At 72.7% G+C, this 23,233-nt stretch carries 18 protein-coding genes and 1 pseudogene; 12 read left to right on the top strand and 7 right to left on the bottom strand.

Annotation, left to right across the window (positions count from 1 at the left end):
* Positions 1-85 precede the first annotated feature (85 nt).
* Positions 86-1,777: a carbohydrate binding domain-containing protein gene (locus IE217_RS21365; protein WP_190179503.1), complete on the top strand. Its 1,692-nt coding sequence runs from the start codon at positions 86-88 to the stop codon at positions 1,775-1,777.
* Positions 1,778-2,077: 300 nt separating this feature from the next.
* Here the strand turns inward: IE217_RS21365 and IE217_RS21360 are convergent, their stop codons facing one another.
* Entirely contained in the window at positions 2,078-3,424 is a 1,347-nt protein-coding gene (locus tag IE217_RS21360) for a 6-phospho-beta-glucosidase (RefSeq protein WP_190179502.1), read from the bottom strand.
* A gap of 365 nt (positions 3,425-3,789) precedes the next feature.
* Between IE217_RS21360 and IE217_RS21355 the strand changes: the two genes are divergently transcribed.
* On the top strand, positions 3,790-5,220 hold the full coding sequence (locus IE217_RS21355) for a glycoside hydrolase family 16 protein (protein ID WP_190179501.1): 1,431 nt from the start codon (positions 3,790-3,792) through the stop codon (positions 5,218-5,220).
* Between the two features lie 63 nt (positions 5,221-5,283).
* On the opposite strand, the gene IE217_RS21350 is transcribed toward IE217_RS21355, so the two are convergent.
* Positions 5,284-6,210 (bottom strand): helix-turn-helix domain-containing protein, encoded by a 927-nt coding sequence (locus IE217_RS21350; protein WP_190179500.1) that lies wholly within the window; start codon positions 6,208-6,210, stop codon positions 5,284-5,286.
* A gap of 155 nt (positions 6,211-6,365) precedes the next feature.
* Between IE217_RS21350 and tkt the strand changes: the two genes are divergently transcribed.
* The 7 genes from tkt to IE217_RS21315 all read left to right on the top strand — a co-directional run bounded on the left by tkt (position 6,366) and on the right by IE217_RS21315 (position 15,794).
* Entirely contained in the window at positions 6,366-8,441 is a 2,076-nt protein-coding gene (tkt, locus tag IE217_RS21345) for a transketolase (protein WP_190179499.1), read from the top strand.
* 19 nt (positions 8,442-8,460) lie between these two features.
* On the top strand, positions 8,461-9,630 hold the full coding sequence (gene tal / locus IE217_RS21340; protein WP_190179498.1) for a transaldolase: 1,170 nt from the start codon (positions 8,461-8,463) through the stop codon (positions 9,628-9,630).
* A 359-nt stretch (positions 9,631-9,989) separates the two neighbouring features.
* The gene (zwf, locus tag IE217_RS21335) at positions 9,990-11,522 is read left to right on the top strand and encodes a glucose-6-phosphate dehydrogenase (protein WP_229865478.1); all 1,533 of its coding nucleotides are present in this window, start codon (positions 9,990-9,992) and stop codon (positions 11,520-11,522) included.
* Positions 11,519-12,445: a glucose-6-phosphate dehydrogenase assembly protein OpcA gene (gene opcA / locus IE217_RS21330; RefSeq protein WP_190179496.1), complete on the top strand. Its 927-nt coding sequence runs from the start codon at positions 11,519-11,521 to the stop codon at positions 12,443-12,445. The genes zwf and opcA overlap by 4 nt, the downstream gene beginning before the upstream one ends.
* Position 12,446: 1 nt before the next feature.
* Positions 12,447-14,087 carry a glucose-6-phosphate isomerase gene (pgi, locus tag IE217_RS21325; RefSeq protein ID WP_190179495.1) on the top strand — a complete coding sequence of 547 codons (1,641 nt, stop codon included), beginning with the start codon at positions 12,447-12,449 and terminating at the stop codon, positions 14,085-14,087.
* Positions 14,088-14,102: 15 nt separating this feature from the next.
* Positions 14,103-14,987, top strand: a complete 885-nt coding sequence (gnd, locus tag IE217_RS21320) for a phosphogluconate dehydrogenase (NAD(+)-dependent, decarboxylating) (RefSeq protein WP_190179585.1) — start codon at positions 14,103-14,105, stop codon at positions 14,985-14,987.
* Between the two features lie 141 nt (positions 14,988-15,128).
* Entirely contained in the window at positions 15,129-15,794 is a 666-nt protein-coding gene (locus IE217_RS21315; RefSeq protein ID WP_190179494.1) for a TetR/AcrR family transcriptional regulator, read from the top strand.
* Here the strand turns inward: IE217_RS21315 and IE217_RS21310 are convergent.
* A complete protein-coding gene (locus IE217_RS21310) occupies positions 15,791-16,405 on the bottom strand; it encodes a TetR/AcrR family transcriptional regulator (RefSeq protein ID WP_190179493.1) in 615 nt (204 codons plus the stop codon). The genes IE217_RS21315 and IE217_RS21310 overlap by 4 nt on opposite strands.
* A 159-nt stretch (positions 16,406-16,564) precedes the next feature.
* Between IE217_RS21310 and IE217_RS21305 the strand changes: the two genes are divergently transcribed.
* Positions 16,565-17,542, top strand: a complete 978-nt coding sequence (locus tag IE217_RS21305; protein ID WP_190179492.1) for an NAD(P)-dependent oxidoreductase — start codon at positions 16,565-16,567, stop codon at positions 17,540-17,542.
* Here IE217_RS21305 and IE217_RS21300 read toward each other — a convergent pair.
* Entirely contained in the window at positions 17,539-18,015 is a 477-nt protein-coding gene (locus IE217_RS21300; protein WP_190179491.1) for a PPOX class F420-dependent oxidoreductase, read from the bottom strand. The two genes, IE217_RS21305 and IE217_RS21300, sit on opposite strands and share 4 nt — an antisense overlap.
* A 176-nt stretch (positions 18,016-18,191) precedes the next feature.
* Here IE217_RS21300 and IE217_RS21295 point away from each other — a divergent pair, with 176 nt between their 5' ends.
* Complete coding sequence (locus IE217_RS21295) at positions 18,192-19,439, top strand: serine hydrolase domain-containing protein (RefSeq protein WP_190179490.1); 1,248 nt, start codon at positions 18,192-18,194, stop codon at positions 19,437-19,439.
* An 86-nt stretch (positions 19,440-19,525) separates the two neighbouring features.
* On the opposite strand, the gene ribA is transcribed toward IE217_RS21295, so the two are convergent.
* Complete coding sequence (gene ribA / locus IE217_RS21290; RefSeq protein WP_190179489.1) at positions 19,526-20,185, bottom strand: GTP cyclohydrolase II; 660 nt, start codon at positions 20,183-20,185, stop codon at positions 19,526-19,528.
* A 38-nt stretch (positions 20,186-20,223) separates the two neighbouring features.
* Here ribA and IE217_RS21285 point away from each other — a divergent pair.
* Positions 20,224-20,970 (top strand): annotated as a pseudogene (locus IE217_RS21285) (creatininase family protein); the annotation flags it as partial.
* Here the strand turns inward: IE217_RS21285 and IE217_RS21280 are convergent.
* Both IE217_RS21280 and IE217_RS21275 read right to left on the bottom strand, forming a co-directional pair.
* A complete protein-coding gene (locus tag IE217_RS21280) occupies positions 20,856-22,193 on the bottom strand; it encodes a lysylphosphatidylglycerol synthase transmembrane domain-containing protein (RefSeq protein ID WP_229865476.1) in 1,338 nt (445 codons plus the stop codon). The pseudogene IE217_RS21285 and the gene IE217_RS21280 overlap by 115 nt on opposite strands.
* Positions 22,190-23,197 carry a class I SAM-dependent methyltransferase gene (locus tag IE217_RS21275; protein WP_229865475.1) on the bottom strand — a complete coding sequence of 336 codons (1,008 nt, stop codon included), beginning with the start codon at positions 23,195-23,197 and terminating at the stop codon, positions 22,190-22,192. Before IE217_RS21275 ends, IE217_RS21280 begins: the two co-directional genes overlap by 4 nt.
* Positions 23,198-23,233 lie beyond the last annotated feature (36 nt).

The raw sequence follows: 23,233 nt of genomic DNA, 5'->3' as shown, positions 1-23,233 counted from the left end.
TACCAACTTGGTGGCGCACCCCCGCACGGTCGTGTTCTTCCCGGCCGTGCCCTCCCCGACACCCCCACTCCCCCTGGGAGATCGCGTGCGCGACACACTCAGACGTCCCAGACGAGGACTGCTCGCCCTGCTCGGCTCCGCGGCCCTGGCCTTCGCCGGGGCCATCGCCCTGCCCGGCACCGCCGAGGCGGCCAACATCCTCACCAACGCCGGCTTCGAGTCCGGCGGCCTCTCCCCCTGGACCTGCACCGGCAACCTCGGCTCGGTCGTCTCCTCCCCCGTGCACGGCGGCTCCAAGGCCCTGGCCGGCGCCGTGACTTCGAGCGACAACGCCCAGTGCAGCCAGACCGTCCCGGTCCAGCCCGGCACCACGTACAAGCTGAGCGGCTGGGTGCGCGGCTCCTACGTCTACCTCGGCGTCGACGGCGGCGCCTCGACCTGGACCACCTCCCCGTCGGCGTACAGCCAGCTGTCGGTGTCCTTCACCACCGGCGCCTCCCAGACCAGCGCGACGATCTACGTGCACGGCTGGTACGCCCAGGGCACCTACTACGCCGACGACATCAGCCTCGACGGCCCGGGCGGCGGCGGGGGCGGCGGCGACACCCAGGCCCCGACCGCGCCGACGGGACTGACCTCGACCGGCAAGTCCTCCTCCAGCGTCTCGCTGAAGTGGAACGCCTCGACCGACAACGTCGGTGTGACGGCGTACGACGTCTACAGCGGCTCCGCCCAGGTGCTGAGCGTGCCGGGGACGAGCGCCACGGTCGGCGGGCTGTCGGCCGGCACGAACTACACCTTCACCGTGAAGGCGCGGGACGCGGCCGGCAACGTGTCGGGCGCCTCCAACTCGGTCAGCGTCACGACGGACACCGGGGGCGGCGGAGGCGGCGGCGGCTTCAAGCAGGCGGCGCCGTACCTCTACGAGGGCTGGGGCGACCCGCCGAGCCCGTCCACGGTGATGAGCGCGACCGGCGTCAAGTGGTTCACGATGGCCTTCGTGCTGGACTCCGGCGGCTGCAACCCGGCGTGGGACGGCAGCCGTCCGCTGACCGGCGGCGCGGACCAGAGCGCCATCAACCAGATCCGTTCGGCGGGCGGTGACGTCGTACCGTCCTTCGGCGGCTGGCAGGGCAGCAAGCTCGGCGCCAACTGCTCCTCCGCGAGCGCGCTCGCGGGCGCCCTGCAGAAGGTGATCGACGCCTATGGCCTCAAGGCGATCGACATGGACATCGAGAACACGGACGAGTTCGAGAACGAGGCCGTGCAGGCGAAGATCCTCACCGCGCTGAAGACCGTCAAGGCCGGCAACCCGGGCCTGCGGACGATCGTCACCTTCGGCACCTCGACGACCGGTCCGACGTACTACGGCAACCGGCTGATCGAGCAGGCGCAGTCGCTGAACGCGAACATCGACGTCTTCACCATCATGCCCTTCGACTTCGGCGGCGGCTCGGACATGTACGGCAACACCGTCAACGCGGCCGAGGGCCTCAAGGCCAAGCTGAAGTCGACCTTCGGCTGGGACGACGCCACCGCCTACTCCCACATCGGCATCTCCGGCATGAACGGCCTGTCCGACCAGCAGGAGAACACGACTCCCGCGATCTGGACCCAGATCCGCGACTGGGCCAACAGCCACCACATCGCGCGGCTCGCCTTCTGGTCGGTCAACCGCGACCGGCCCTGCCCGGGCGGCGGCGTGGTGAGCAACTGCTCCGGCATCAGCCAGAACAACTGGCAGTTCACCTCCATCACGGCCGGCTTCACCGGCTGAGCGCGCCACCCCGGCGCCCCCCGGCGTCCCCCGGCCCCTGGGCCGGGGGACGTCCTTTTCCACTCGTCCAAGGTTTTTCGCCCGGGGGTGTATCAGGACCCGGGCTACCGGCTCTCAAGAGTGGAACGGGGGAGCCACGGGGGAACGGGGGAACGGGGGACGGGGAGAACGGGGGAAGCACGGGGGAAGCACGGGGGGTTGGGGCGGCCGGTCGCCGTACGGGGGAGCGACCGGCCGCCCCGGCGTGCGTCCCGGGGCGCTGCCGGGACCGGACCGGGACCGGACCGGCCAGGGGTGGGATCAGCCGAGATACGACAGCCCGGGATGGACCCGGACGTACTCCTCGACCAGCCGGCGGGCCACGTTCACCGAGTCGACGAGCGGGTGCAGCGCGAACGCGGCCACCGCCCTCGCGCGCGAGCCCGACTCGGCCGCCGCGAGCACCTCGCGCTCGACCGCCTTGACCGCGCAGACCAGCCCGGTGGCATGCCCGGGCAGCGGGTCGGCGGCGACCGGGTGCGCGCCGCTCGCGTCGACCAGGCAGGGCACCTCCACGACCGCCTCGGCGTCCAGCGCCGAAAGGGTGCCGCGATTGCGGACGTTGAGGATCAGCGTCGTACGCTCGTCACGCGCGATGGCCCGCATGAGGGCGAGGGCCACCTTCTCGTAGCCGCCGGAGAGGTCGTCGGCCTCGCGTTCGCCGGCGCCGGCCGCCTCGCGGTTCTCGGCCATGTAGGTGGCCTCGCGCTCGGCGCGGGTGCGCTCCCAGGCCGCGAGCGCCGGCGCGTCCGGGTCGCGCACCTCCTCGTAGAACCGGGCCTGCTGGTCGCGCAGGAAGGCGCCGCGGGTGAGCTCGGCGCGCTGGTAGGCCCGCACGGTCTCGCGGTTGAAGTAGTAGTAGTGCAGGTACTCGTTGGGGATCGCGCCCAGCGACCGCAGCCAGTCGGCGCCGAAGAGCCGGCCCTCCTCGAAGGAGCCGAGCAGCTCGGGGTCGGCCAGCAGGCGCGGGAGTTCGTCGCGGCCGTCGACGCGCAGGGCGCGCACCCAGCCGAGGTGGTTGAGGCCGGCGTAGTCGATCCACACCCGGCCGGGGTCCGCGCCCAGCACCCGGGCGATACGGCGGCCGAGGCCGACCGGCGAGTCGCAGATGCCGATGACGCGGTCGCCGAGGTGCCGGGACATGGCCTCGGTGACCAGTCCGGCGGGGTTGGTGAAGTTGATGACCCAGGCGCCGGGGGCCAGGCGGGCCACGCGCCGGGCGATGTCGACGGCGACGGGTACGGTCCGCAGACCGTAGGCGATGCCGCCCGCGCCGACCGTCTCCTGGCCGAGGACGCCCTGGGCGAGCGCCACGCGTTCGTCGTCCGCCCGCCCCTGGAGGCCGCCGACGCGGATGGCGGAGAAGACGAAGTCGGCGCCGCGCAGCGCCTCGTCGAGGTCGGTGGTGGCCCGCACCGCGGGGGCGGCGCCCGGCGCTTCGGCCGCCCGTGCCTGCTCGGCGAGCACCCGGCTCACGGCGTGCAGCCGGTCCGCGTCCAGGTCGTGCAGGACGACCTCGGTGACCCGCCCCTCGGCGCGGTCGCCCAACAGGGCCCCGTACACGAGCGGCACCCGGAAACCGCCGCCTCCCACAATCGCCAGCCTCATCCCTGCACCCCTTCCGCACCGGAACCCCGGACCGCGGTCCCTCCCCCGATCATGACGCGTGCCCCCGCCCCCGGTGGGTGAGGGGGCGGGGACACGCGGGAAGGCGCCCGGGAACCGCGGGGCCGGCGGACCGGCGGGACGCCCGCGGGCCGCGGGGGACAACCGGGAAATCTCCGCCTTCATCAGGTGAACTCCCGTACCCCCAAAGGACTTTCTTTGTTTTAACTCTTGACGGTTCTGGCGGCCGAGAGCACATTGGCGGCGCACCCGTTGCTTGAGAGCGCTCTCAAGACCACCCCTCCCCCGCGCTCTCGAGCCACGGGACCACTCGCGCACCCACTCCCCGTACCCGAGAGGCACCCCCCATGAGTGAACCCTCCGGCATACCCGCCGGCGCCCCGCCGGCCACCCACCGCAGACGGCGGTCCGTACGGCGGGCGCTCGTCGCCGTGCTCGGCACCCTCGGTCTGGCCGCGGCCGCCGCCACCGCCGCGACCCTGCCCGCCAACGCCTCCGCGCCCACGCCCCCCTCGGGCTGGACACAGGTCTTCCTCGACGACTTCGACGGCCCCGCGGGATCCGGCGTCAACACGTCCAACTGGCTGTACGACACCGGCACTTCGTACCCGGGCGGCGCCGGCAACTGGGGCACCGGCGAGGTCGAGTCGATGACCTCGAGCACCAGCAACGTCGCCCTCGACGGCAACGGCAACCTGCTCATCACCCCGCGCCGGGACGCCTCCGGCCACTGGACCTCGGGCCGGATCGAGACCACCCGCACCGACTTCCAGCCCCCGGCCGGCGGCAAGCTGCGCGTGCAGGCCCGCATCCAGATGCCCAACGTCACCGGCGCGGCCGCCAAGGGCTACTGGCCCGCCTTCTGGATGCTGGGCTCGCCCTTCCGCGGCAACTACCAGAACTGGCCCGGCGTCGGCGAGCTGGACATCATGGAGAACGTCCAGGGCCTCAACACCGACTGGGCCACGATGCACTGCGGCACCAACCCGGGCGGCCCGTGCAACGAGACGTCCGGCATCGGCAACTCGACGCCCTGCGCCGGCACCACCTGCCAGGCCGGCTTCCACACCTACGCGATGGAGTGGGACAGGTCGACCAGCCCCGAGGAGATCCGCTTCTACCTCGACGGCGTCAACTTCCACACCGTGAAGGCCAACCAGGTCGACGCGGCGACCTGGGCGAACGCCACCAACCACGGCTACTTCGTCATCCTGAACGTGGCGATGGGCGGCGGCTTCCCCGGCGCCTTCGGCGGCGGCCCCGACGGCGGCACCGAGCCGGGTCACCCGATGGCCGTGGACTACGTGCAGGTGCTCCAGTCCTCGGGCGGAGGCGGCGGCGGCACCACTCCCCCGCCGTCCGGCAACCGCGACGCCTACAGCCCCGTCCAGGCCGAGTCCTACGACAGCCAGTCCGGCGTGATCCCCGAGTCCACCACGGACTCCGGCGGCGGCCAGGACATCGGCTCCCTGGCCAACGGCGACTGGGCGCTCTACAAGGGCGTCAACTTCGGCTCCACGGCTGCCACCCAGTTCTACGCCCGGGTGGCGAGCGGGGCGGCCTCCGGGGTGAGCGGACTGGTGGAGGTGCGCCTCGACAGCCGCTCCAACGCGCCCATCGGCAGCTTCGCGCTGGCCAATACCGGCGGCTGGCAGTCATGGCGTACGGTGCCGGCGAACATCTCCTCCGTCACCGGCACCCATGACGTCTACCTCACCTTCACCAGCGGCCAGCCGGCGGACTTCGTGAACGTCAACTGGTTCGACTTCGGCCACTGAGCATTCGCAGGCCGTCCGGCAAGACCAGGGGTCCCGCGCGGGTCGCGCGGGGCCCCTGCGCGTTCACCGCAGTTCGGCCCGGAAGGCCACCGGTGTCACGCCGGTGCGCAGCTGGAAGAACTTGGAGAAGTTCGCCGCGTCCGGGAAGCCCACGGCGGCGCCCACCCGGCCGATGGGCAGGCCCGTGTGGGCGAGGAGGCGCTTGGCCTCCAGGACGACCCGCTTGTCGATGAACCCCTTGGGCGTCTCGCCGGTCGCGGCGCGCACCGCGCGCACCAGGGTGCGGCGGGAGTAGCCGAGCGCGTCGGCGTAGGCGCTGACGCTGTGGTTGGTGGTGAAGCCACGCTCGACCGCGTCGCGGAAGAGGGTGAACGTGGTGTCCGTCTGCCCGTGCGCCGCCTCGGCGGAGCTGGCCGCCAGATGGGCCAGGCGCAGCAGGAACGCGGTGAGCGAGTGGCGCAGCACCGCGGTGTGCAGGCTCAGCGGGAGGGTGGCGGTGTCCTCGTACTCGCGCCGCAGCTGGGCGAGACCGGCCGCCAGGGCGTCGCGCTGGGCGTCGGTGGGGTGCAGCAGCGGGGGCAGGTCGTAGCGGTAGAGGCCGGTGGCCTCGACGGTGGCGCGGGGCAGGAAGCCGGGCTGCATGGTCAGCACGGTTCCGCGGTACTCGCTGCTCTTCGAGAAGCGGTGGACCTGTCCCGGGCGGATCCACAACACATCGCCGGCCGCGGCCTCGTACTCGGCGAAGTCGACCATGTGCCGCACGGGACCGGCGCCGAAGAGCATGACCACGTGGAAGTCGATGCGGTGGACGCGGTGCAGGGGGGCCTCGGAGTGCCAGGCGCGGTCGGCGTCCATGGGGCCTATCCGCAGTCCGACACCGCGCAGGCTGAGGTCGACCGGGAAGGGGAAGGTTCTGATCCCGTCACCGTCACCGGCGTCCCCGCCGGCGCCGCCGTCGCGGTCACCGTCTTCGGTGCGTGTGTCCGCCATGTCCTTCTCGTGCCGCCTCGATCACGTCCGGGGGTACCCGGGTGTCCCAGTTTCACCACAGGCTGACACACGGAGACCTTCCGGCGAAAAAGTCAGACTTTTAAGTTCGAACGCGTCCGGCCTCACATCCCGCTTCCACCGAGGACTTCTTGAAGATGAGCGAGCAGACAACTGACCGCTTGGAGTGGACCGACCTCGACCGGCGGGCCGTGGACACCGCCCGGGTTCTGGCGGCCGACGCCGTGCAGAAGGTGGGCAACGGCCATCCGGGCACGGCGATGAGCCTGGCTCCCGCCGCGTACACGATCTTTCAGAAGGTGATGCGTCACGACCCCGCCGACCCCGAGTGGACCGGCCGTGACCGCTTCGTCCTCTCCCCCGGCCACACGTCGCTGACCCTCTACACCCAGCTGTACCTGGCCGGGTACGAGCTGGAGCTGGACGACCTGAAGGCCTTCCGCACCCACGGCTCGAAGACCCCGGGCCACCCGGAGTACGGGCACACCGCGGGCGTGGAGACCACCACCGGGCCGCTCGGCCAGGGCGCCGCGATGGCCGTGGGCATGGCGATGGCGGCCCGCTACGAGCGCGGCCTGTTCGACCTGCACGCCCCCGAGGGCGCCTCCCCCTTCGACCACACCGTCTGGGCGATCGTCTCCGACGGCGACCTCGAGGAGGGCGTCTCCGCCGAGGCCTCCTCGCTCGCCGGGCACCAGAAGCTCGGCAACCTGGTCTTCCTCTACGACGACAACCACATCTCCATCGAGGGCGACACCGCCACCGCCTTCTCCGAGGACGTGCTGGCGCGCTACGCGGCCTACGGCTGGCACACCCAGCGCGTCGAGCCCGCCGAGAACGGCGACATCGACGTACACGCCCTGTACGCGGCGCTGACCGCCGCCAGGGCCGAGACGGGCCGCCCCTCCATCATCGCCATGCGCACGATCATCGCCTGGCCGGCGCCGCACGCGCGGAACACCGAGGCCGCGCACGGCTCGGCGCTCGGCGAGGACGAGGTGGCCGCCACCAAGCGCGTCCTCGGCTTCGACCCCGAGCGCTCCTTCCAGGTGGACGAGGACGTCCTCGCCCACACCCGGCGCGCCCTGGACCGGGGCGCCGAGGCGCACGCCGCCTGGGACAAGCGGCTCCAGGACTGGCGCGCGGGCCAGGTCGAGCGGGCCGAGCTGTTCGACCGGGTCGTGGCCGGGAAGCTGCCCGAGGGCTGGGAGGACGCCCTGCCGGTGTTCGAGGAGGGCAAGGCGGTCGCCACCCGCGCCGCCTCCGGCAAGGTGCTCCAGTCGCTCGGCGCGGTCCTGCCCGAGCTGTGGGGCGGCTCCGCCGACCTCGCCGGCTCGAACAACACGACCATCGACAAGACGTCGTCGTTCCTGCCGGAGGGCAACCCGCTGCCCGGGGCCGACCCGTACGGCCGTACGGTCCACTTCGGCATCCGCGAGTTCTCCATGGCCGCGGAGATGAACGGCATCGCCCTGCACGGCAACACCCGGATCTACGGCGGCACGTTCCTGGTGTTCTCCGACTACATGCGCAACGCGGTGCGCATGTCGGCGCTGATGCAGCTGCCGGTGACGTACGTGTGGACGCACGACTCCATCGGCCTCGGCGAGGACGGCCCCACCCACCAGCCGGTGGAGCACCTGGCCTCGTTGCGCGCCATCCCCGGGCTGAACGTCGTCCGGCCCGCCGACGCCAACGAGACCGCGATCGCCTGGGCGGAGATCCTGCGCCGGCACTCCGGCCGCCCGGCTCCGCACGGCCTCGCCCTCACCCGCCAGGGCGTGCCGACGTACGCGCCGAACCCGGACGCGGCCAGGGGCGGCTACGTCCTCGCGGAGTCGTCCACCCCGGCGCCGGACGTGGTGCTGATCGCCACCGGTTCCGAGGTGCGGCTCGCCGTGGCCGCGCGGGAGCTGCTGGAGGCCGAGGGGACCGGGACCCGTGTGGTGTCGATGCCGTCGGTGGAGTGGTTCGAGGAGCAGCCCCGCGAGTACCGCGAGCGCGTGCTGCCGCCGTCCGTGCGGGCGCGGGTCGCCGTCGAGGCCGGCATCGGCCTGACGTGGTACCGCTACGTCGGTGACGCCGGGCGCGTCGTCTCGCTCGAGCACTTCGGCGCCTCCGCCGACGCCGCGACCCTCTTCGCCGAGTACGGCTTCACCCCCGAGAACGTCGCCGACGCGGCCCGCGCATCGCTGGCCGCCGCGCGCGCATGATCCGAACGCGACAAGGAAGATGATCGCTGTGACCGAAGCAACCGCGACCACCTCGGCGCTCGAGCGCCTGTCCGGCCTGGGCGTGTCGATCTGGCTGGACGACCTGTCGCGGCGGCGGATCGAGTCGGGCAACCTGGCCGGGCTCGTCGAGAACCAGCACGTCGTGGGGGTGACCACCAACCCGTCGATCTTCCAGGCGGCCATCGGGTCCGGGGAGGGCTACGAGGAGCAGCTCGCCGGTCTGGCGGTGCGCGGGGTCACGGTCGACGAGGCCGTGCGCATGATGACCACCGCGGACGTGCGCGCCGCCGCCGACGTACTGCGGCCGGTGCACGAGGCGACGGGCGGCCGGGACGGGTGGGTCTCCATCGAGGTCGACCCGCGGCTCGCCCACGACACGCGGGCCACCGCCGCCGAGGCGCGGCAGCTGGCGTGGCTGGTGGACCGGCCCAACGTGATGATCAAGATTCCGGCGACCCGGGCGGGTCTGCCGGCGATCACGGAGGCGGTCGGAGCGGGTATCAGTGTCAATGTGACGCTGATCTTCTCCCTTGAGCGCTACCGCGAGGTGACCGACGCCTACCTCGCCGGCCTGGAGAAGGCGCGGGCCGCGGGCCTGGACCTGTCGGCGATCCACTCGGTGGCGTCCTTCTTCGTCTCCCGCGTCGACAGCGAGATCGACAAGCGGCTGACCCTGCTGGGCACCACGGAGGCCCTGGCCCTCAAGGGGCGGGCGGCGCTGGCGAACGCGCGGCTGGCCTACGCGGCGTACGAGGAGGTGTTCGGCGCCGTCGACGCCTCCACGCGCCCCGGTGAGCGCTTCGCGCCCCTGGCGGACGCCGGAGCCAACCCGCAGCGGCCGCTGTGGGCGTCGACCGGGGTGAAGGATCCGGCGTACAAGGACACCCTGTATGTGGACGAGCTGGTCGCGCCGGGCACGGTGAACACCATGCCGGAGGCCACGCTGCGGGCCACCGCCGACCACGGCGCCGTCACCGGCGACACGGTGACCGGCGGCTACGAGCAGGCCCGCGCGGACCTCACGGCAGTCGAGCGGCTGGGGATCTCCTACGACGAGGTCGTACGGCAGCTCGAGGACGAGGGCGTCGCCAAGTTCGAGACGGCCTGGCAGGACCTGCTGAACGCGGTCACGAAGTCCTTGAACGACAAGGGAGTTGACGCGGAATGACCAAAACCCCCGCCAAGGCGGCCGGCTCCGCCGCGCCGGCCGGACCACGAACCCCGGGCCCCGCCGAGGCCACCAGGCCCCCCGCCGCATCCACCCGGCCCACCGGGACAGCCGGCGCCTCCGGCGCCTCCGGGACAGCCGGTGGGACCGAGGGCTCCGCACCCAGCGCAGGCGGTCGGCGCCGGGCGGCGGCCGGGTCGGCCGCGTCGCGGAAGACCGGCGGCGCCGTGCCGCGGACCGGGGCTTCGGCACCGCACGACGCGGGCACCGCGCCGAAGGCCCCCGGCGGCTCGGCGCCGGAGGCCGGCAAGGCCCCGGCCAGGAAGAAGGCACCCGGGGGCCGTGGGCGGGTGCCTGTCGTGCCTGCCGCGGGGTGGGCGAACCCGTTGCGGGACGGCCGGGACCGGCGGTTGCCGCGGATCGCCGGGCCGTCCGGGTTGGTGATCTTCGGCGTCACCGGCGACCTGTCGCGCAAGAAGCTCATGCCGGCCGTGTACGACCTGGCCAACCGCGGCCTGCTCCCGCCGGGCTTCTCGCTGGTCGGGTTCGCCCGGCGCGACTGGGAGGACCAGGACTTCGCCGAGGTCGTGCACGACGCGGTCAAGGAACACGCGCGGACCCCGTTCCGCGAGGAGGTCTGGCAGCAGCTCGCCGAGGGCATGCGCTTCATCCCCGGCGACTTCGACGACGACACGGCGTTCAAGCAGCTGCGCGACGCCGTCGACGAGCTGGACGCCTCCCGGGGCACGGGCGGCAACTTCGCCTTCTACCTCTCCGTACCGCCGAAGTTCTTCCCCAAGGTCGTGCAGCAGCTGAAGAAGCACGGCCTGGCCGAGGGCCCGAAGGGCGCCTGGCGGCGCGCGGTCATCGAGAAGCCCTTCGGCCACGACCTGGCCAGCGCCCGCGAGCTGAACCGGATCGTGCACGAGGTGTTCGACCCCGAGCAGGTCTTCCGCATCGACCACTACCTGGGCAAGGAGACCGTCCAGAACATCCTGGCGCTGCGCTTCGCCAACCAGATGTACGAGCCGATCTGGAACCGCTCGTACGTCGACCACGTGCAGATCACCATGGCAGAGGACATCGGCATCGGCGGCCGGGCGGGCTACTACGACGGCATCGGGGCCGCCCGCGACGTCATCCAGAACCACCTGCTCCAGCTGATGGCGCTCACCGCGATGGAGGAACCCATCGCCTTCGACGCCGAGGCGCTGCTCACCGAGAAGCTGAAGGTGCTCAAGTCGGTGCGGCTGCCGGAGGACCTCGGCGCCCACACCGTCCGCGGCCAGTACGCCGAGGGCTGGCAGGGCGGCGAGAAGGTGGTCGGCTACCTCCAGGAGGAGGGCATCGACCCCCACTCGAAGACCGACACCTACGCGGCCGTGAAGCTGGAGATCGACAACCGCCGCTGGGCGGGCATCCCGTTCTACCTGCGCACCGGCAAGCGCCTGGGCCGCCGGGTGACCGAGGTCGCGGTGGTCTTCCAGCGGGCCCCGCACTCCCCCTTCGACACCACGGCCACCGAGGAGCTGGGCCAGAACGCGATCGTGATCCGCGTCCAGCCCGACGAGGGCATGACGGTCAGGTTCGGCTCCAAGGTGCCGGGCACCTCGATGGAGATCCGGGACGTGTCGATGGACTTCGCCTACGGCGAGTCCTTCACCGAGTCCAGCCCGGAGGCGTACGAACGCCTGATCCTGGACGTGCTGCTCGGTGACGCGAACCTGTTCCCCCGTCACCAGGAAGTGGAAGAGTCCTGGAAGATCCTCGACCCCATCGAGGCCTACTGGCACGAGCACGGCACGCCCGCGCAGTACCGGGCGGGGACATGGGGTCCGCGGGAAGCCGACGAGATGCTCGCACGAGACGGACGGAGCTGGCGCAGGCCATGAAGATCGACCTGACCGACACCACGGCAAGCAAGATCAACAAGGCGCTGGTGCAGGGCCGCCGCGCCATCGGCACGCCGGCCGTGGGCATGGTCCTGACGATGGTGATCGTCACGGACGAGGAGAACGCCTACGACTCGATCAAGGCGGCCGAGGACGCCTCGCGCGAGCACCCCTCGCGCACCCTGGTGGTGATCAAGCGCCACGCCCGGACCCTGCGCGACCGCACCCACTCCCGCCTGGACGCCGAGGTGCGGGTCGGTTCGGAGGCCGGCACCGGCGAGACGGTGGTGCTGCGCACCTACGGCGAGGTGTCCGACCACGCCGACTCGGTGGTGCTGCCGCTGCTGCTGCCCGACGCCCCGGTGGTCGTCTGGTGGCCGGTGGACGCGCCCGACAACCCCGCCGAGGACCCGCTGGGCGCGCTGGCCCAGCGCAGGATCACCGACCTGTACGCGGTCGAGCACCCGCTGGAGGTGCTCCAGACCCGCGTACGGCACTACTCCCCCGGCGACACCGACCTCGCCTGGACCCGGCTGACCCCCTGGCGCTCGATGCTGGCCGCCGCCCTGGACCAGGCCCGGGTGCAGGTGACGTCGGCGGCCGTGGAGGCGGAGGCGCAGAACCCGAGCGCGGAGCTGCTGGCCCGCTGGCTGGAGGCCCGGCTCGACGTGAAGGCCGACCGGGTGGTCAGCGGCGGCCCGGTCGTGACCGCCGTACGGCTCGGCACCGCGGGCGGCGAGATCGTCATCGACCGGCCCGAGGGACCGCTCGCCACGCTGACCCTGCCGGGCCAGCCCCCGCGCACCCTCGCCCTGAAGGTCCGTCCCCTGTCGGAACTCATCGCCGAGGAGCTGCGCCGACTCGACGCCGACGAGATGTACGCCGTCGCCCTGCGGGGCGAGGGCATCAAGGAGACCGTCTGACATGTCCGACACCCCTCAGCTGACCCGGCGTCCCGAGTGGACCGCCCTGGAGGACCACCGCGCGCAGTTCCAGCAGCACCTGCGGGAACTGTTCGCCGAAGACCCCTCCCGCGCCGAGCGCTACACGGTGCGCGTCGGCGACCTGCGCATCGACTACTCCAAGCACCTGATCACCGACGAGACCCTGGCCCTGCTCCAGGAACTGGCCACCGCCACCGACGTGTCCGGGCTGCGGGACGCCATGTTCCGCGGGGAGCGGATCAACGTCACCGAGAACCGGGCGGTGCTGCACACCGCGCTGCGCGCTCCGCGGGACGCGGTGATCGAGGTCGACGGCGAGAACGTGGTGCCCAAGGTGCACGAAGTCCTCGACCGCATGGCCGGCTTCGCGGACCGCGTCCGCTCGGGGGAGTGGACCGGGCACACCGGCCGGCGCATCCGCAACGTCGTCAACATCGGCATCGGCGGCTCCGACCTCGGGCCGGCGATGGCGTACGAGGCGCTGCGCGCGTACACCGACCGCGAGCTGACGGTGCGGTTCGTCTCCAACGTCGACGGGGCCGACCTGCACGAGGCGACCCGCGACCTGGACCCGGCCGAGACGCTGTTCATCGTCGCGTCCAAGACGTTCACCACGATCGAGACGATCACCAACGCGACCTCCGCGCGTGACTGGCTGGTGGCCGGGCTCGGCGGCGACGACAAGGCCGTCGCCCGGCACTTCGTGGCGCTGTCGACCAACGCGGAGAAGGTCGCCGCGTTCGGCATCGACACCGCCAACATGTTCGAGTTCTGGGACTGGGTCGGCGGGCGCTACTCGTACGACTCCGCGATCGGGCTGTCGCTGATGATCGCCATCGGCCCGGACCGCTTCCGCGAGATGCTCGACGGGTTCCGCATCGTCGACGACCACTTCCGCAACGCGCCCGCCGAGGCCAACGCCCCGCTGCTGCTGGGCCTGCTGGGCGTCTGGTACGGCAACTTCTTCGACGCCCAGACGCACGCCGTACTGCCGTACTCGCACTACCTGTCCAAGTTCACCGCGTACTTGCAGCAGCTGGACATGGAGTCCAACGGCAAGTCGGTGCAGCGCGACGGCGAGCCCGTGGAGTGGCAGACCGGGCCCGTGGTGTGGGGCACGCCCGGCACCAACGGCCAGCACGCGTATTACCAGCTGCTCCACCAGGGCACGAAGCTGATCCCGGCCGACCTGATCGGCTTCGCCAACCCGGTGGCCGAGCTGAGCGGCGAACTCAAGGCGCAGCACGACCTGTTGATGGCGAACCTGTTCGCGCAGGGCCAGGCGCTGGCGTTCGGCAAGACGGCCGACGAGGTCCGCGCCGAGGGGGTACCCGAGGAGCAGGTGCCGCACCGCACCTTCCACGGCAACCATCCGACCACGACCATCCTGGCCACCGAGCTGACCCCGTCGGTGCTCGGCCAGCTGATCGCCCTCTACGAACACAAGGTGTTCGTGCAGGGCGCGATCTGGAACATCGACTCCTTCGACCAGTGGGGCGTCGAGCTCGGCAAGGTGCTCGCCAAGCGCGTCGAGCCCGCCCTGACCGAGGGCGCGGACGTGCCCGGCCTCGATCCGTCCACCGCCGCCCTCGTGGCCGCGTACCGCACACTCAGGAAGTGAACTGACATGGCAGGAATGCAGCTCGGTCTCGTCGGCCTCGGCAAGATGGGCGGCAACATGCGGGAACGGCTCCGCAACGCCGGTCACACCGTGGTCGGTTACGACCGCAACCCCGACGTCTCCGACGTGGCGAGCCTGGTCGACCTCGTCGACCGGCTCGAAGCCCCGCGCACGGTCTGGGTGATGGTCCCGGCCGGCGCCGCCACCCACGGTGTCGTCGAGCAGCTGGCGACGCTCCTGAAGCCCGGCGACACCGTCGTCGACGGCGGCAACTCCCGCTGGACGGACGACGAGAAGCACGCCAAGCAGCTGGGCGCGCGGGGCATCGGCTTCGTCGACGCGGGCGTCTCCGGCGGTGTGTGGGGCCTGAAGAACGGCTACGCGCTCATGGTCGGCGGCGAGAAGGAGTGCGTCGACCGGCTGAAGCCGGTCTTCGACGCGCTCAAGCCCGAGGGCCCCTACGGCTACGTCCACGCCGGCCGGGTGGGCGCGGGCCACTTCGCGAAGATGGTCCACAACGGCATCGAGTACGCGATGATGCAGGCCTACGCCGAGGGCTGGGAGCTGCTGGAGAAGGTCGACTCCGTGGACAACGTCCGCGAGGTCTTCCGCTCCTGGCAGGAGGGCACCGTGATCCGCTCCTGGCTGCTGGACCTCGCCGTCGACGCGCTCGACGACGACGAGCACCTCGAGAAGCTGCGCGGCTACGCGGAGGACTCCGGAGAGGGCCGCTGGACCGTGGAGGCGGCCATCGACAACGCCGTCCCGCTGCCGGCGATCACCGCCTCGCTCTTCGCCCGGTTCGCCTCCCGCCAGGAGGACTCCCCGCAGATGAAGATGGTCGCCGCGCTGCGCAACCAGTTCGGCGGGCACGCCGTGGAGTCGGCGAAGCAGGGCTGACACGCGGGCCGCGCAGAGGGGCCGGGACCGAGGAGACACGGTCCCGGCCCCTCTCGCTTCCCGCCCCCTTCGTGTGTCCGTCGGGGCGCGCTCTTCCTACAATCACGAGCCTGCACGTGCGCCCGCGCCCGAAGGAACGTGATGACCAGCGCCGACGAACCGGCCCGCCCCGGCGGACGCGCCCATGACGCCGCCCGCACCCGGGCCGAGATCCTCGACGTGGCCACCCAGGAGTTCGCCCGGGCGGGGTACGACGGCGCCCGCGTGGACGAGATCGCCGCCCGCACCCGCACCACGAAGCGGATGATCTACTACTACTTCGGCGGCAAGGAGCAGCTGTTCGGGGCCGTGCTGGACCGGGCGTACGAGGTGATCCGCGACGCCGAGCAGCGGCTGGACGTGGACCACCTGGACCCGGTCGCGGCGATCCGGCGGCTGGCCGAGCTGATCTTCGACCACCATGAGCGGCACCCGGACTTCATCCGCCTGGTGTCCATCGAGAACATCCGCGGGGCGGAGCACGTCGCCGCCTCGGACAGGTTCGGCCGGATCGGCTCCCCGACCCTCGGGACCATGCGCCGCATCCTCGCCTCGGGCCGGGAGTCGGGGCTGTTCACCGCCGACGTGGACGCCGTCGACCTGCACGCGATGATCAGTTCGTTCTGCTTCTTCCGGGTGGCCAACCGGCACACCTTCGGCGCCCTGTTCGGGCGCGATCTGCTCGCCCCGGCGCGGCGCGGGCACTACCGCACGATGCTCGGCGACATGGTGATCGCCTACCTGACGGCGGACCCGGCCTCCGGTTAGGCGCCCGCGCCCTCGCCGTCGCCCGGGGCCACCGCCGCGTCGAGCAGGGGGCCCAGTTCGCGGGCCACGGTCGTCAGCGGGCCCACACCGCCCTCGGCGCGGGCCATGATGATGGCGCCCTCCAGAGAGCTGATCATGAGCGTGGCCAGCGGTTCGGCGCGCTCCGCCGGCACTCCCATGCCGGTGAGGGCCTCGGCGACCGGTCCGCGCCAGCCCGCGAAGGCGGCGGCGGCCGCCTCGCGCGTGGAGGCGGCCGCCGCCGCGCAGTCCACGGTCGCGGCGGCCACCGGGCAGCCGGTGAGGGCGCCGGTCGTCTCGTACTCCTCGGTCCACTGCCCGGTCATCGCGGCGAACAGGGCGCTCGGCCTGGGCTCCGCGAGGCCGGCCACGAAACGGGCGACACGCCGGCCCGCGTAGCGCCCCGCCCATGCGACCGCCTCGTTGACGAGCTGTTCCTTGCCGCCGGGGAAGTAGTGCTGGAGCGACCCGCGCGGCGCCCCGGCGTGGGCGGCGACGTCCCGCATGCCCGTGGCTCCCACGCCGTCGCGGCGGATGAGCTGGGCCGCGCTGAAGACCATCCGCTCGCGCGGGCCCTTCTCGGACCCCGTCATCCCCCACCTCCGCCACACCGCGACCGATCGATTCCCTCCCCACCCTATGACCACGGTCATGGACCGAGCTACTATGACCGGCGTCATAGTTGCTGGAACCCGTCCCCGTCCCGGCCTTCCCGGCCCCCGGCGGCGGACTTGAGACCCCCGGGTGGTCCCGTGCGCGTCGGTTTCATCGGTCTCGGAGTCATGGGCCTGCCCATGGCGCTCCGGCTGGCCCGCTCCGGCACCGGCCTGGTCGTGTGGAACCGCACGGCATCGCGTACCGCGGCGCTGCGCGCGGCCGGCGCGGAGGTCGCGGCCGGTCCCGGCGAGGTGTTCGACCGCGCCGGAACCGTGCTGCTGATGCTCGCCGACGACCACGCGATCGACGCGGTGCTGGACCGGGGCGGTCCTGAGTTCGCCGCCCGCGTGGCGGGACGGGTGGTCGTCCACATGGGCACGACCTCGCCGGAGTACTCCCGGGCCCTGGAGGCCGACGTCCGCGCGGCGGGCGGGAGCTACGTCGAGGCGCCCGTGTCCGGCTCGCGCGTCCCGGCGGAGAAGGGCGAGCTGGTGGCGATGCTGGCCGGGGAGGAGAAGGCGGTGTCGGCGGTACGGCCGCTGCTCGCGCCGATGTGCCGGGAGACCTTCGTGTGCGGCGCCGCCCCCGGGGCGCTGCTGATGAAGCTCTCGGTGAACCTGTTCCTGATCACGCTGGTCACCGGGCTCACCGAGGCCTACCACTTCGCCGACCGCCAGGGCCTGGACCGCGAGCTGTTCCTCGACGTGCTGGGCGCCGGCCCGATGGCCAGCGCCGTCTCCCGGATGAAGGCGCCCAAGCTGCTCACCGGGGACTTCTCGGTGCAGGCGGCCGTCGTCGACGTGCTGAAGAACAACCGGCTCGTCGCCGAGGCCGCCCGCGCCTCGGGCATCGCCTCGCCGCTGCTGGACGTGTGCCACGACCTGTTCGGCGAGACGGTCGCCCTCGGGCACGGGGGCGAGGACATGGTCGCGGTCCTGCGTGCCGTCGAGGCACGGACCGCCGGCGCGTGGGACCGATCCGGAGCGACCGCCCCGGACCGACCCAGGGCTGACCCGGACCGACCGCCCCGGACCGGCTCAGGACCGACCCGGAGCCCGTCGTCCTCGGGCTAACCCTTGTTGGCGCCCTTCGGGATCCCGTACACCCGCTCGATCCTCAGACGCAGCACGAGCCGTCGGTCACGGACCATCGCGGCGCGGTAGTCGTCCCAGTCGGGGTGCTCACCGAGGACGTCCCGGTACAGGCGGACCAGTTCGTCGACGGTCTCGTCGTGCGGGTCGGCGGCGACCGGGGTGAGCTCGGCGGTGCCCTCGGCGACCGTGTAGGCCCAGCGGTCGGCGCTGGTGACGTGGTACGAGACCCGCGGGTCCCGGCGCGCGTTGCGGGTCTTGGCGCGGTCGTCGGTGACCGAGACGCGGATGACACGCTCGTCCGGGTAGTAGGCGTGGCTGACGTTCGACAGCTGCGGGCGGCCGTCCCGCTTCAGGGTGACCAGCACCCCGCCGTGCCCCTCGCCGAGCAGCGCGAGCAGGGGTTCCTCGGTGGCGTCCGGCGCCGAGTCGTGCTTCGTCGTGTCGTGAGTCATGCCCCCAGTCATACCCGTCACCGCGGCGATGAACGTGGGCCCGCGCCGGGCCCGGCGGGAGCGTGCGCCCGCCTCCGCCCGGTGGCGAGGTTGGAGGGCGCGAGGGGAGGGGTAGTCCGCAGACGTTCCCGTACGACCTCGTACGAACCTCGTACGGGAGGGACCGGAGGTGGGCGATGGCACGGCTGCGGCAGGACGTCGAGCCGGACGAGGCCGGGCTGGACGCGAAGGCGCTGGACCGTCTCGACCGGCACCTGGCCCGTCTCGTCGACGAGGGGCGCATCCCCGGCCACCTCGTGTCGCTGGCGCGGGGCGGACGGGTCGCGCACCTGACCACGTACGGCATGCGGGACGTGGCGGCCGGGCTGCCCGTCGAGAGCGACACCCTGTGGCGGATCTACTCCATGACCAAACCGGTCACCGCCGTGGCCGTACTGCTGCTGGCCGAGAAGGGCCGGCTCTCGCTCGACGACCCGCTCGAACGCCACCTGCCGGCCTTCGCCGACCCCCGCGTGTACGTGAGCGGCTCGGGCGATCACCTCGTCACCCGCCCCGCCGCCGGGCCGGTGCTCATACGGCACCTGCTCACCCACACGGCGGGCCTGACCTTCGCCTTCTACCACGCCCACCCGGTCGACGCGCTCTACCGCGCGGCCGGCCTCGCCTCCTCCGTGCCGCCGGGCGCGGACCTCGCCGAGACGATGGACGTGTACGCGCGCCTGCCGCTGCAGTTCGACCCCGGCACGCAGTGGAACTACTCCGTGGCGAGCAACGTACTGGGGCGGGTGGTCGAGGTGGTGTCCGGGCAGCCGCTCGACGCGTTCTTGGCCGAGCGGATCCTCGGCCCGCTCGGCATGACCGACACCGGCTTCCAGGTGACGGACGAACAGGCGGCCAGGCTGGCCGAGTTGTACGGGCAGACGGACACCGGCGCCGGTCCGGGCACCGGGGCCATCGAGCCCATCGCGGGGCTGCCGCTGCGGGGCCGTCCGCGCTTCCTGTCGGGCAGCGGCGGCCTGGTGTCGACCGCGCACGACATGCACCGCTTCATGGAACTGCTGCGCCGCCGCGGCGAGTTGGACGGCGTCCGTCTCCTCACCCCGGAATCCGTGGACCTGATGACCCGCAACCACCTTCCCGGCGGCGCCGATCTGCGCTCCTGCGGCAGCCGGCCCGCCCACGACGAACCGGGCAACGACGGCGTGGGCTTCGGCTTCAACGTCTCGGTCGTGATCGACCCCTCCCGCACCCAGGCCCCGTCGGGGCTCGGCACGTACGGCTGGAGCGGGGTCGCGACGACGACGTTCTGGGTCGACCCGGCCCGCGATCTGACCTTCCAGTTCATGACCCAGCTCCGCCCGAAGACCTCGCTGCGGCTGTACCCCGAGCTCAAGCGGCTGGTGCACGAGGCGGTCCTCGACTGAGGGCAGCCGGGCCCTGCCTGGTACCGGATGCGCCCCGGGCGCGGGGCGCCGGCCGCGGACCGGCCGGCGCTCGCTCGCCCCGCCGGTCAGGACAGGTGGGCCACCGCGTCCAGGTGCGGCAGGTGGTGGTCCATCCGCTCCCGCTTGGTGCGCAGGTAGGTGATGTTGCTCTCGCACGGCGGGATCAGCAGCGGCACCTGCTCGTCGACCTGGACGCCGTGCCGTACCAGCGCCTCGCGCTTGAGCGGGTTGTTGGACATCAGCCGCACCGAGCGCACCCCGAGGTCGTGCAGCATCCCGGCGGCGACGCCGTAGTCACGGGCGTCCACGGGCAGTCCGAGGGCGAGGTTGGCCTCGACCGTGTCCAGGCCCTCCGCCTGGAGGGCCATCGCGCGCAGCTTGGCGAGCAAGCCGATGCCTCGGCCCTCGTGGCCCCTCAAGTACACGACGATTCCGCTGCCTTCGGCGACGACCGCGCGCATCGCGGCGGCCAGCTGGTCGCCGCACTCGCAGTGCTGCGAGCCGAAGGCGTCACCGGTCAGGCACTCCGAGTGCAGCCGGACCAGGACCCGCTCGGCGCCGATGTCCCCGTGGACGAGCGCCACTTGCTCCTCGCCGCGGTCGTGGTCCATGTAGCCGACCGCCTGGAATTTCCCGTAGACGGTGGGCAGGGGGGCGTTCACGACGCGTTCCACACCCGTGCGCCGTGGGGTCTTCGTGCCGAGTACGCCGAGGTTTTCTGTCATGATCTGGATCCTAAGCAGAGACGAAAGGCCGGAAAACAATGAGTGGTTCGGGAACGCGGCCGACGGCATATGGTCTGTTGCCGGCGGACACCACGCAGGACGTACGGAATCGAGGCGCGGACCTCTCACGGCAGGTCGCCGTCCTGCCGGTGGGGAGTTTCGAACAGCACGGCCCGTTCCTGCCGCTGGCGACCGACACACTGGTCGCCTGTGCCATCGCCCGGGAGATCGCCGACGCGTATCCCGTGCACCTCCTTCCACCGGTGACGATCTCCTGTTCGCACGAGCACGCGGCCTGGCCGGGGACCGTCAGCATCTCCTCTGTGACCCTCCATGCGGTGGTACGGGACATCGCGGACTCGCTGCGCCGCTCGGGCGTCGCGGCCCTGGTGGTCGTCAACGGCCACGGCGGCAACTACGTGCTGGGCAACGTCGTTCAGGAGTCCTCCGCGCGGGGCGAGCACATCGCGCTCTTCCCGGCCGCCGAGGACTGGGAGGAGGCCCGCGTCCGGGCCGGGGTGCGCACCTCGCTGCTCACCGACATGCACGCGGGGGAAATCGAGACCTCCATTCTTCTGCACTCTCATCCCGAAATGGTCCGGGCCGGCCACGAGTCCGCCGATTTCACCGCGGACGACCGGCGCCATCTCCTCACCGTCGGAATGTCCGCCTATACCGAATCGGGTGTCATCGGCCGTCCTTCCCTGGGTTCGGCGGAAAAGGGGAAGGAACTGCTGGCGAGCCTCGCCGGAGCCTTCGCGCCGTATTTCGAGCTGCTCACCTCGGGCGCGGACAACGACACGGATAGGGATACGGGCACAGGCGCAGGGGCGGGCGCGGACGCGGAGGTGGGCGCGGACGCCGGCGCCGGATCGGTGAACTCGGCACCGGCGAGCGGCGGTTCGCCCGAGTAGGCCCCGGACGGGGTTCCGGGCCCGGTCCGGGCGCGCATTCCGGTGTACCAGCGGGCGACCAGGACGAGCGCGCCCGGCAGGGCGGCCACGAAGCTCAGCACCCCGTACACCACGGCCACCGCGAGCCCGGTGCTCGCGCCGAGCCCGGCCGCCCCGAAGGCCCAGGCGGTGGCGCCCTCGCGCGGACCGAAGCCGCCCACGTTGAGCGGCAGTCCCATGGCGACCAGCGCGAGGACGGCCAGCGGCAGCAGCACCGTCACCGGGGCCGGCGCGCCCGCGACCCGGGCGGCGACGACGAACATCGCCACGTGCCCGGCCAGTACGGCCACCGAGGACAGCGCCACACCCGGACCGTTGCGGCGGGACAGCAGCCCCTCGCGCAGCTCGCCGAGGGTGCGGCGCACGGCCCGGCCCCGGCGGGAGGACGGCCGGTTCATGCGCAGCGCGAGCAGCACGGCGAACGCCCCCGCGGCGGCGAGGGCGACGAGCGGCGCGAACTGCCGTGCCTCGGCGCGGACCGGGGACGGCAGTGTCAGCAGCACTGCGGCCCCGGTCACGGCGAGGGTGATCTGCCCGGCGACCCGCTCGAGGACCACGGCCCGCACGCCGCGTCCTATGTCACCGGCGCTCTGCCCGTGCCGCACCGCGCGGTGCACGTCGCCGAGGACCCCGCCGGGCAGCGCCGCGTTGAGGAACAGCGCGCGGTAGTAGTCGGCCACGGCGGCGCCGAGCGGCAGCCGGATGCGCAGCGCCCGCGCCACCAACTGCCAGCGCCAGGCGCTGAGCACGGTGGTGACCAGCCCCACGGCGAGCGCCGCCACCAGCGTGGGCGCGTCGATCCGGCGCAGCCCCTCGAGGAACACGCCGGTGCCCAGCCGCCACAGCAGCACGGCGAGGATGGCTACGCCCGAGACCGTGCCGAAGTGGGTGCGCAGAGCACGGGTGTTGAGGCGGGCGAGGAGGGCGCGCGGACGCGAACCACCCTGCTCGGCGTCCGTACCCCGGTCTCCGGAAGCGTCCTCGGTGCCGCGCCCCGCGGGCTCGGCCGGGTCCGCCGCCCGCACCAGGAGGGCGTCCAGCGTCTGCACGCTCATCCGGCACCGCCCGTCGGCCGGGGCAGGGCGAGCAGGTCACTGTGGTGGACGACGGCCTTCAACTCCCCTGCCGCGCAGGCCGCCAGCCGCTCGCCGAGATAGCCCTCCGCGCGCTCCTTCAGCTCCGGCCGCTGCTCCACGGCCGCGCCGACCCAGCCGCGCAGCCACTGGGCGGTCAGCTCACGGTGCTCGGGGCCGAGCCGCCACGCGCTCGGGTGCACGTGCACGGTGGCGCCCCGCTCACCGAAGGCGTCGCAGGCCACGTCGACCGCGTCCGGACCGAGCAGGCCGTCCCGGCGCTGGTGGGCGTTGAACGCCTCGGTGATCTCGGCGTCCATCGGGTGGGCCGGGGTGAGGTCGACGCGGCCGGCCACCGACAGGGTCAGCAGCGCCGGGCAGCCGGCCCCGGCGCAGGCGGCGGCGAGGGTGGCGACCTCCTCGTGGGTGAGGACGTCGAGCAGCGCGGACGCGGTCACCAGGTGGGCGCCGGTCAGGGAGTCCGGGGTCAGCCGGGCCACGTCGCCGCGCCGGGTCTCCACGCTGACCCGGCTGCCGTCCGCGGCCTCGTGGGGGGAGGCGACGGCGGCGAAGTGCAGCAGGTAGGGGTCGCGGTCGTGCAGGATCCAGTGCTGGGCGCCGTCCAGCCGGGGCGCGAGCCAGCGGCCCATCGAGCCGGTGCCGCAGCCGAGGTCGTGCACGACGAGACCGCCGTGCGGGTTCGGCAGGCCGGCGAGATGGATGCGCAGCGGGTCCAGCAGCAGGGCGGCCCGCGCCTCCGCGTCCGCGGCCTCACGGAGTTGGAGCCACTCGGGCGCGTAGCGGGGCGGCTCCGCCGGCCCGTCCTCGCGCAGCCGCACGGTGGCCCGCTCACCGGGCCGCGCGGCAGGCCCGGCGCCGGGGATCACGGAGCCGGACTCGGGCGGGGGGTCGCTCAGGGGGTCGGTCGCCGGACCGGTCGAGGAGTCGCTGACGGGATCGGTCGAGGGGTCGGTCGCGGCGGTCATGGAATGCCTCCCGGCGTGGTGGGCGGCCGGTGCCGC

The sequence above is a fragment of the Streptomyces naganishii JCM 4654 genome, assembly GCF_014650575.1.
Lineage (GTDB): Bacteria > Actinomycetota > Actinomycetes > Streptomycetales > Streptomycetaceae > Streptomyces > Streptomyces naganishii.
Note: the sequence above shows the minus strand (reverse complement) of the source record. Positions and strands in the feature narration are given on the sequence as shown.

Bases quoted from the DNA above. Each gene is read 5' to 3' on its own strand.
- IE217_RS21360 (WP_190179502.1), bottom strand. From the start codon at position 3,424: ATGAGGCTGGCGATTGTGGGAGGCGGCGGTTTCCGGGTGCCGCTCGTG.
- IE217_RS21355 (WP_190179501.1), top strand. From the start codon at position 3,790: ATGAGTGAACCCTCCGGCATACCCGCCGGCGCCCCGCCGGCCACCCAC.
- IE217_RS21350 (WP_190179500.1), bottom strand. From the start codon at position 6,210: ATGGCGGACACACGCACCGAAGACGGTGACCGCGACGGCGGCGCCGGC.
- tkt (WP_190179499.1), top strand. From the start codon at position 6,366: ATGAGCGAGCAGACAACTGACCGCTTGGAGTGGACCGACCTCGACCGG.
- tal (WP_190179498.1), top strand. From the start codon at position 8,461: ATGATCGCTGTGACCGAAGCAACCGCGACCACCTCGGCGCTCGAGCGC.
- opcA (WP_190179496.1), top strand. From the start codon at position 11,519: ATGAAGATCGACCTGACCGACACCACGGCAAGCAAGATCAACAAGGCG.
- pgi (WP_190179495.1), top strand. From the start codon at position 12,447: ATGTCCGACACCCCTCAGCTGACCCGGCGTCCCGAGTGGACCGCCCTG.
- gnd (WP_190179585.1), top strand. From the start codon at position 14,103: ATGCAGCTCGGTCTCGTCGGCCTCGGCAAGATGGGCGGCAACATGCGG.
- IE217_RS21315 (WP_190179494.1), top strand. From the start codon at position 15,129: ATGACCAGCGCCGACGAACCGGCCCGCCCCGGCGGACGCGCCCATGAC.
- IE217_RS21310 (WP_190179493.1), bottom strand. From the start codon at position 16,405: ATGACGGGGTCCGAGAAGGGCCCGCGCGAGCGGATGGTCTTCAGCGCG.
- IE217_RS21300 (WP_190179491.1), bottom strand. From the start codon at position 18,015: ATGACTCACGACACGACGAAGCACGACTCGGCGCCGGACGCCACCGAG.
- IE217_RS21295 (WP_190179490.1), top strand. From the start codon at position 18,192: ATGGCACGGCTGCGGCAGGACGTCGAGCCGGACGAGGCCGGGCTGGAC.
- ribA (WP_190179489.1), bottom strand. From the start codon at position 20,185: ATGACAGAAAACCTCGGCGTACTCGGCACGAAGACCCCACGGCGCACG.
- IE217_RS21280 (WP_229865476.1), bottom strand. From the start codon at position 22,193: ATGAGCGTGCAGACGCTGGACGCCCTCCTGGTGCGGGCGGCGGACCCG.
- IE217_RS21275 (WP_229865475.1), bottom strand. From the start codon at position 23,197: ATGACCGCCGCGACCGACCCCTCGACCGATCCCGTCAGCGACTCCTCG.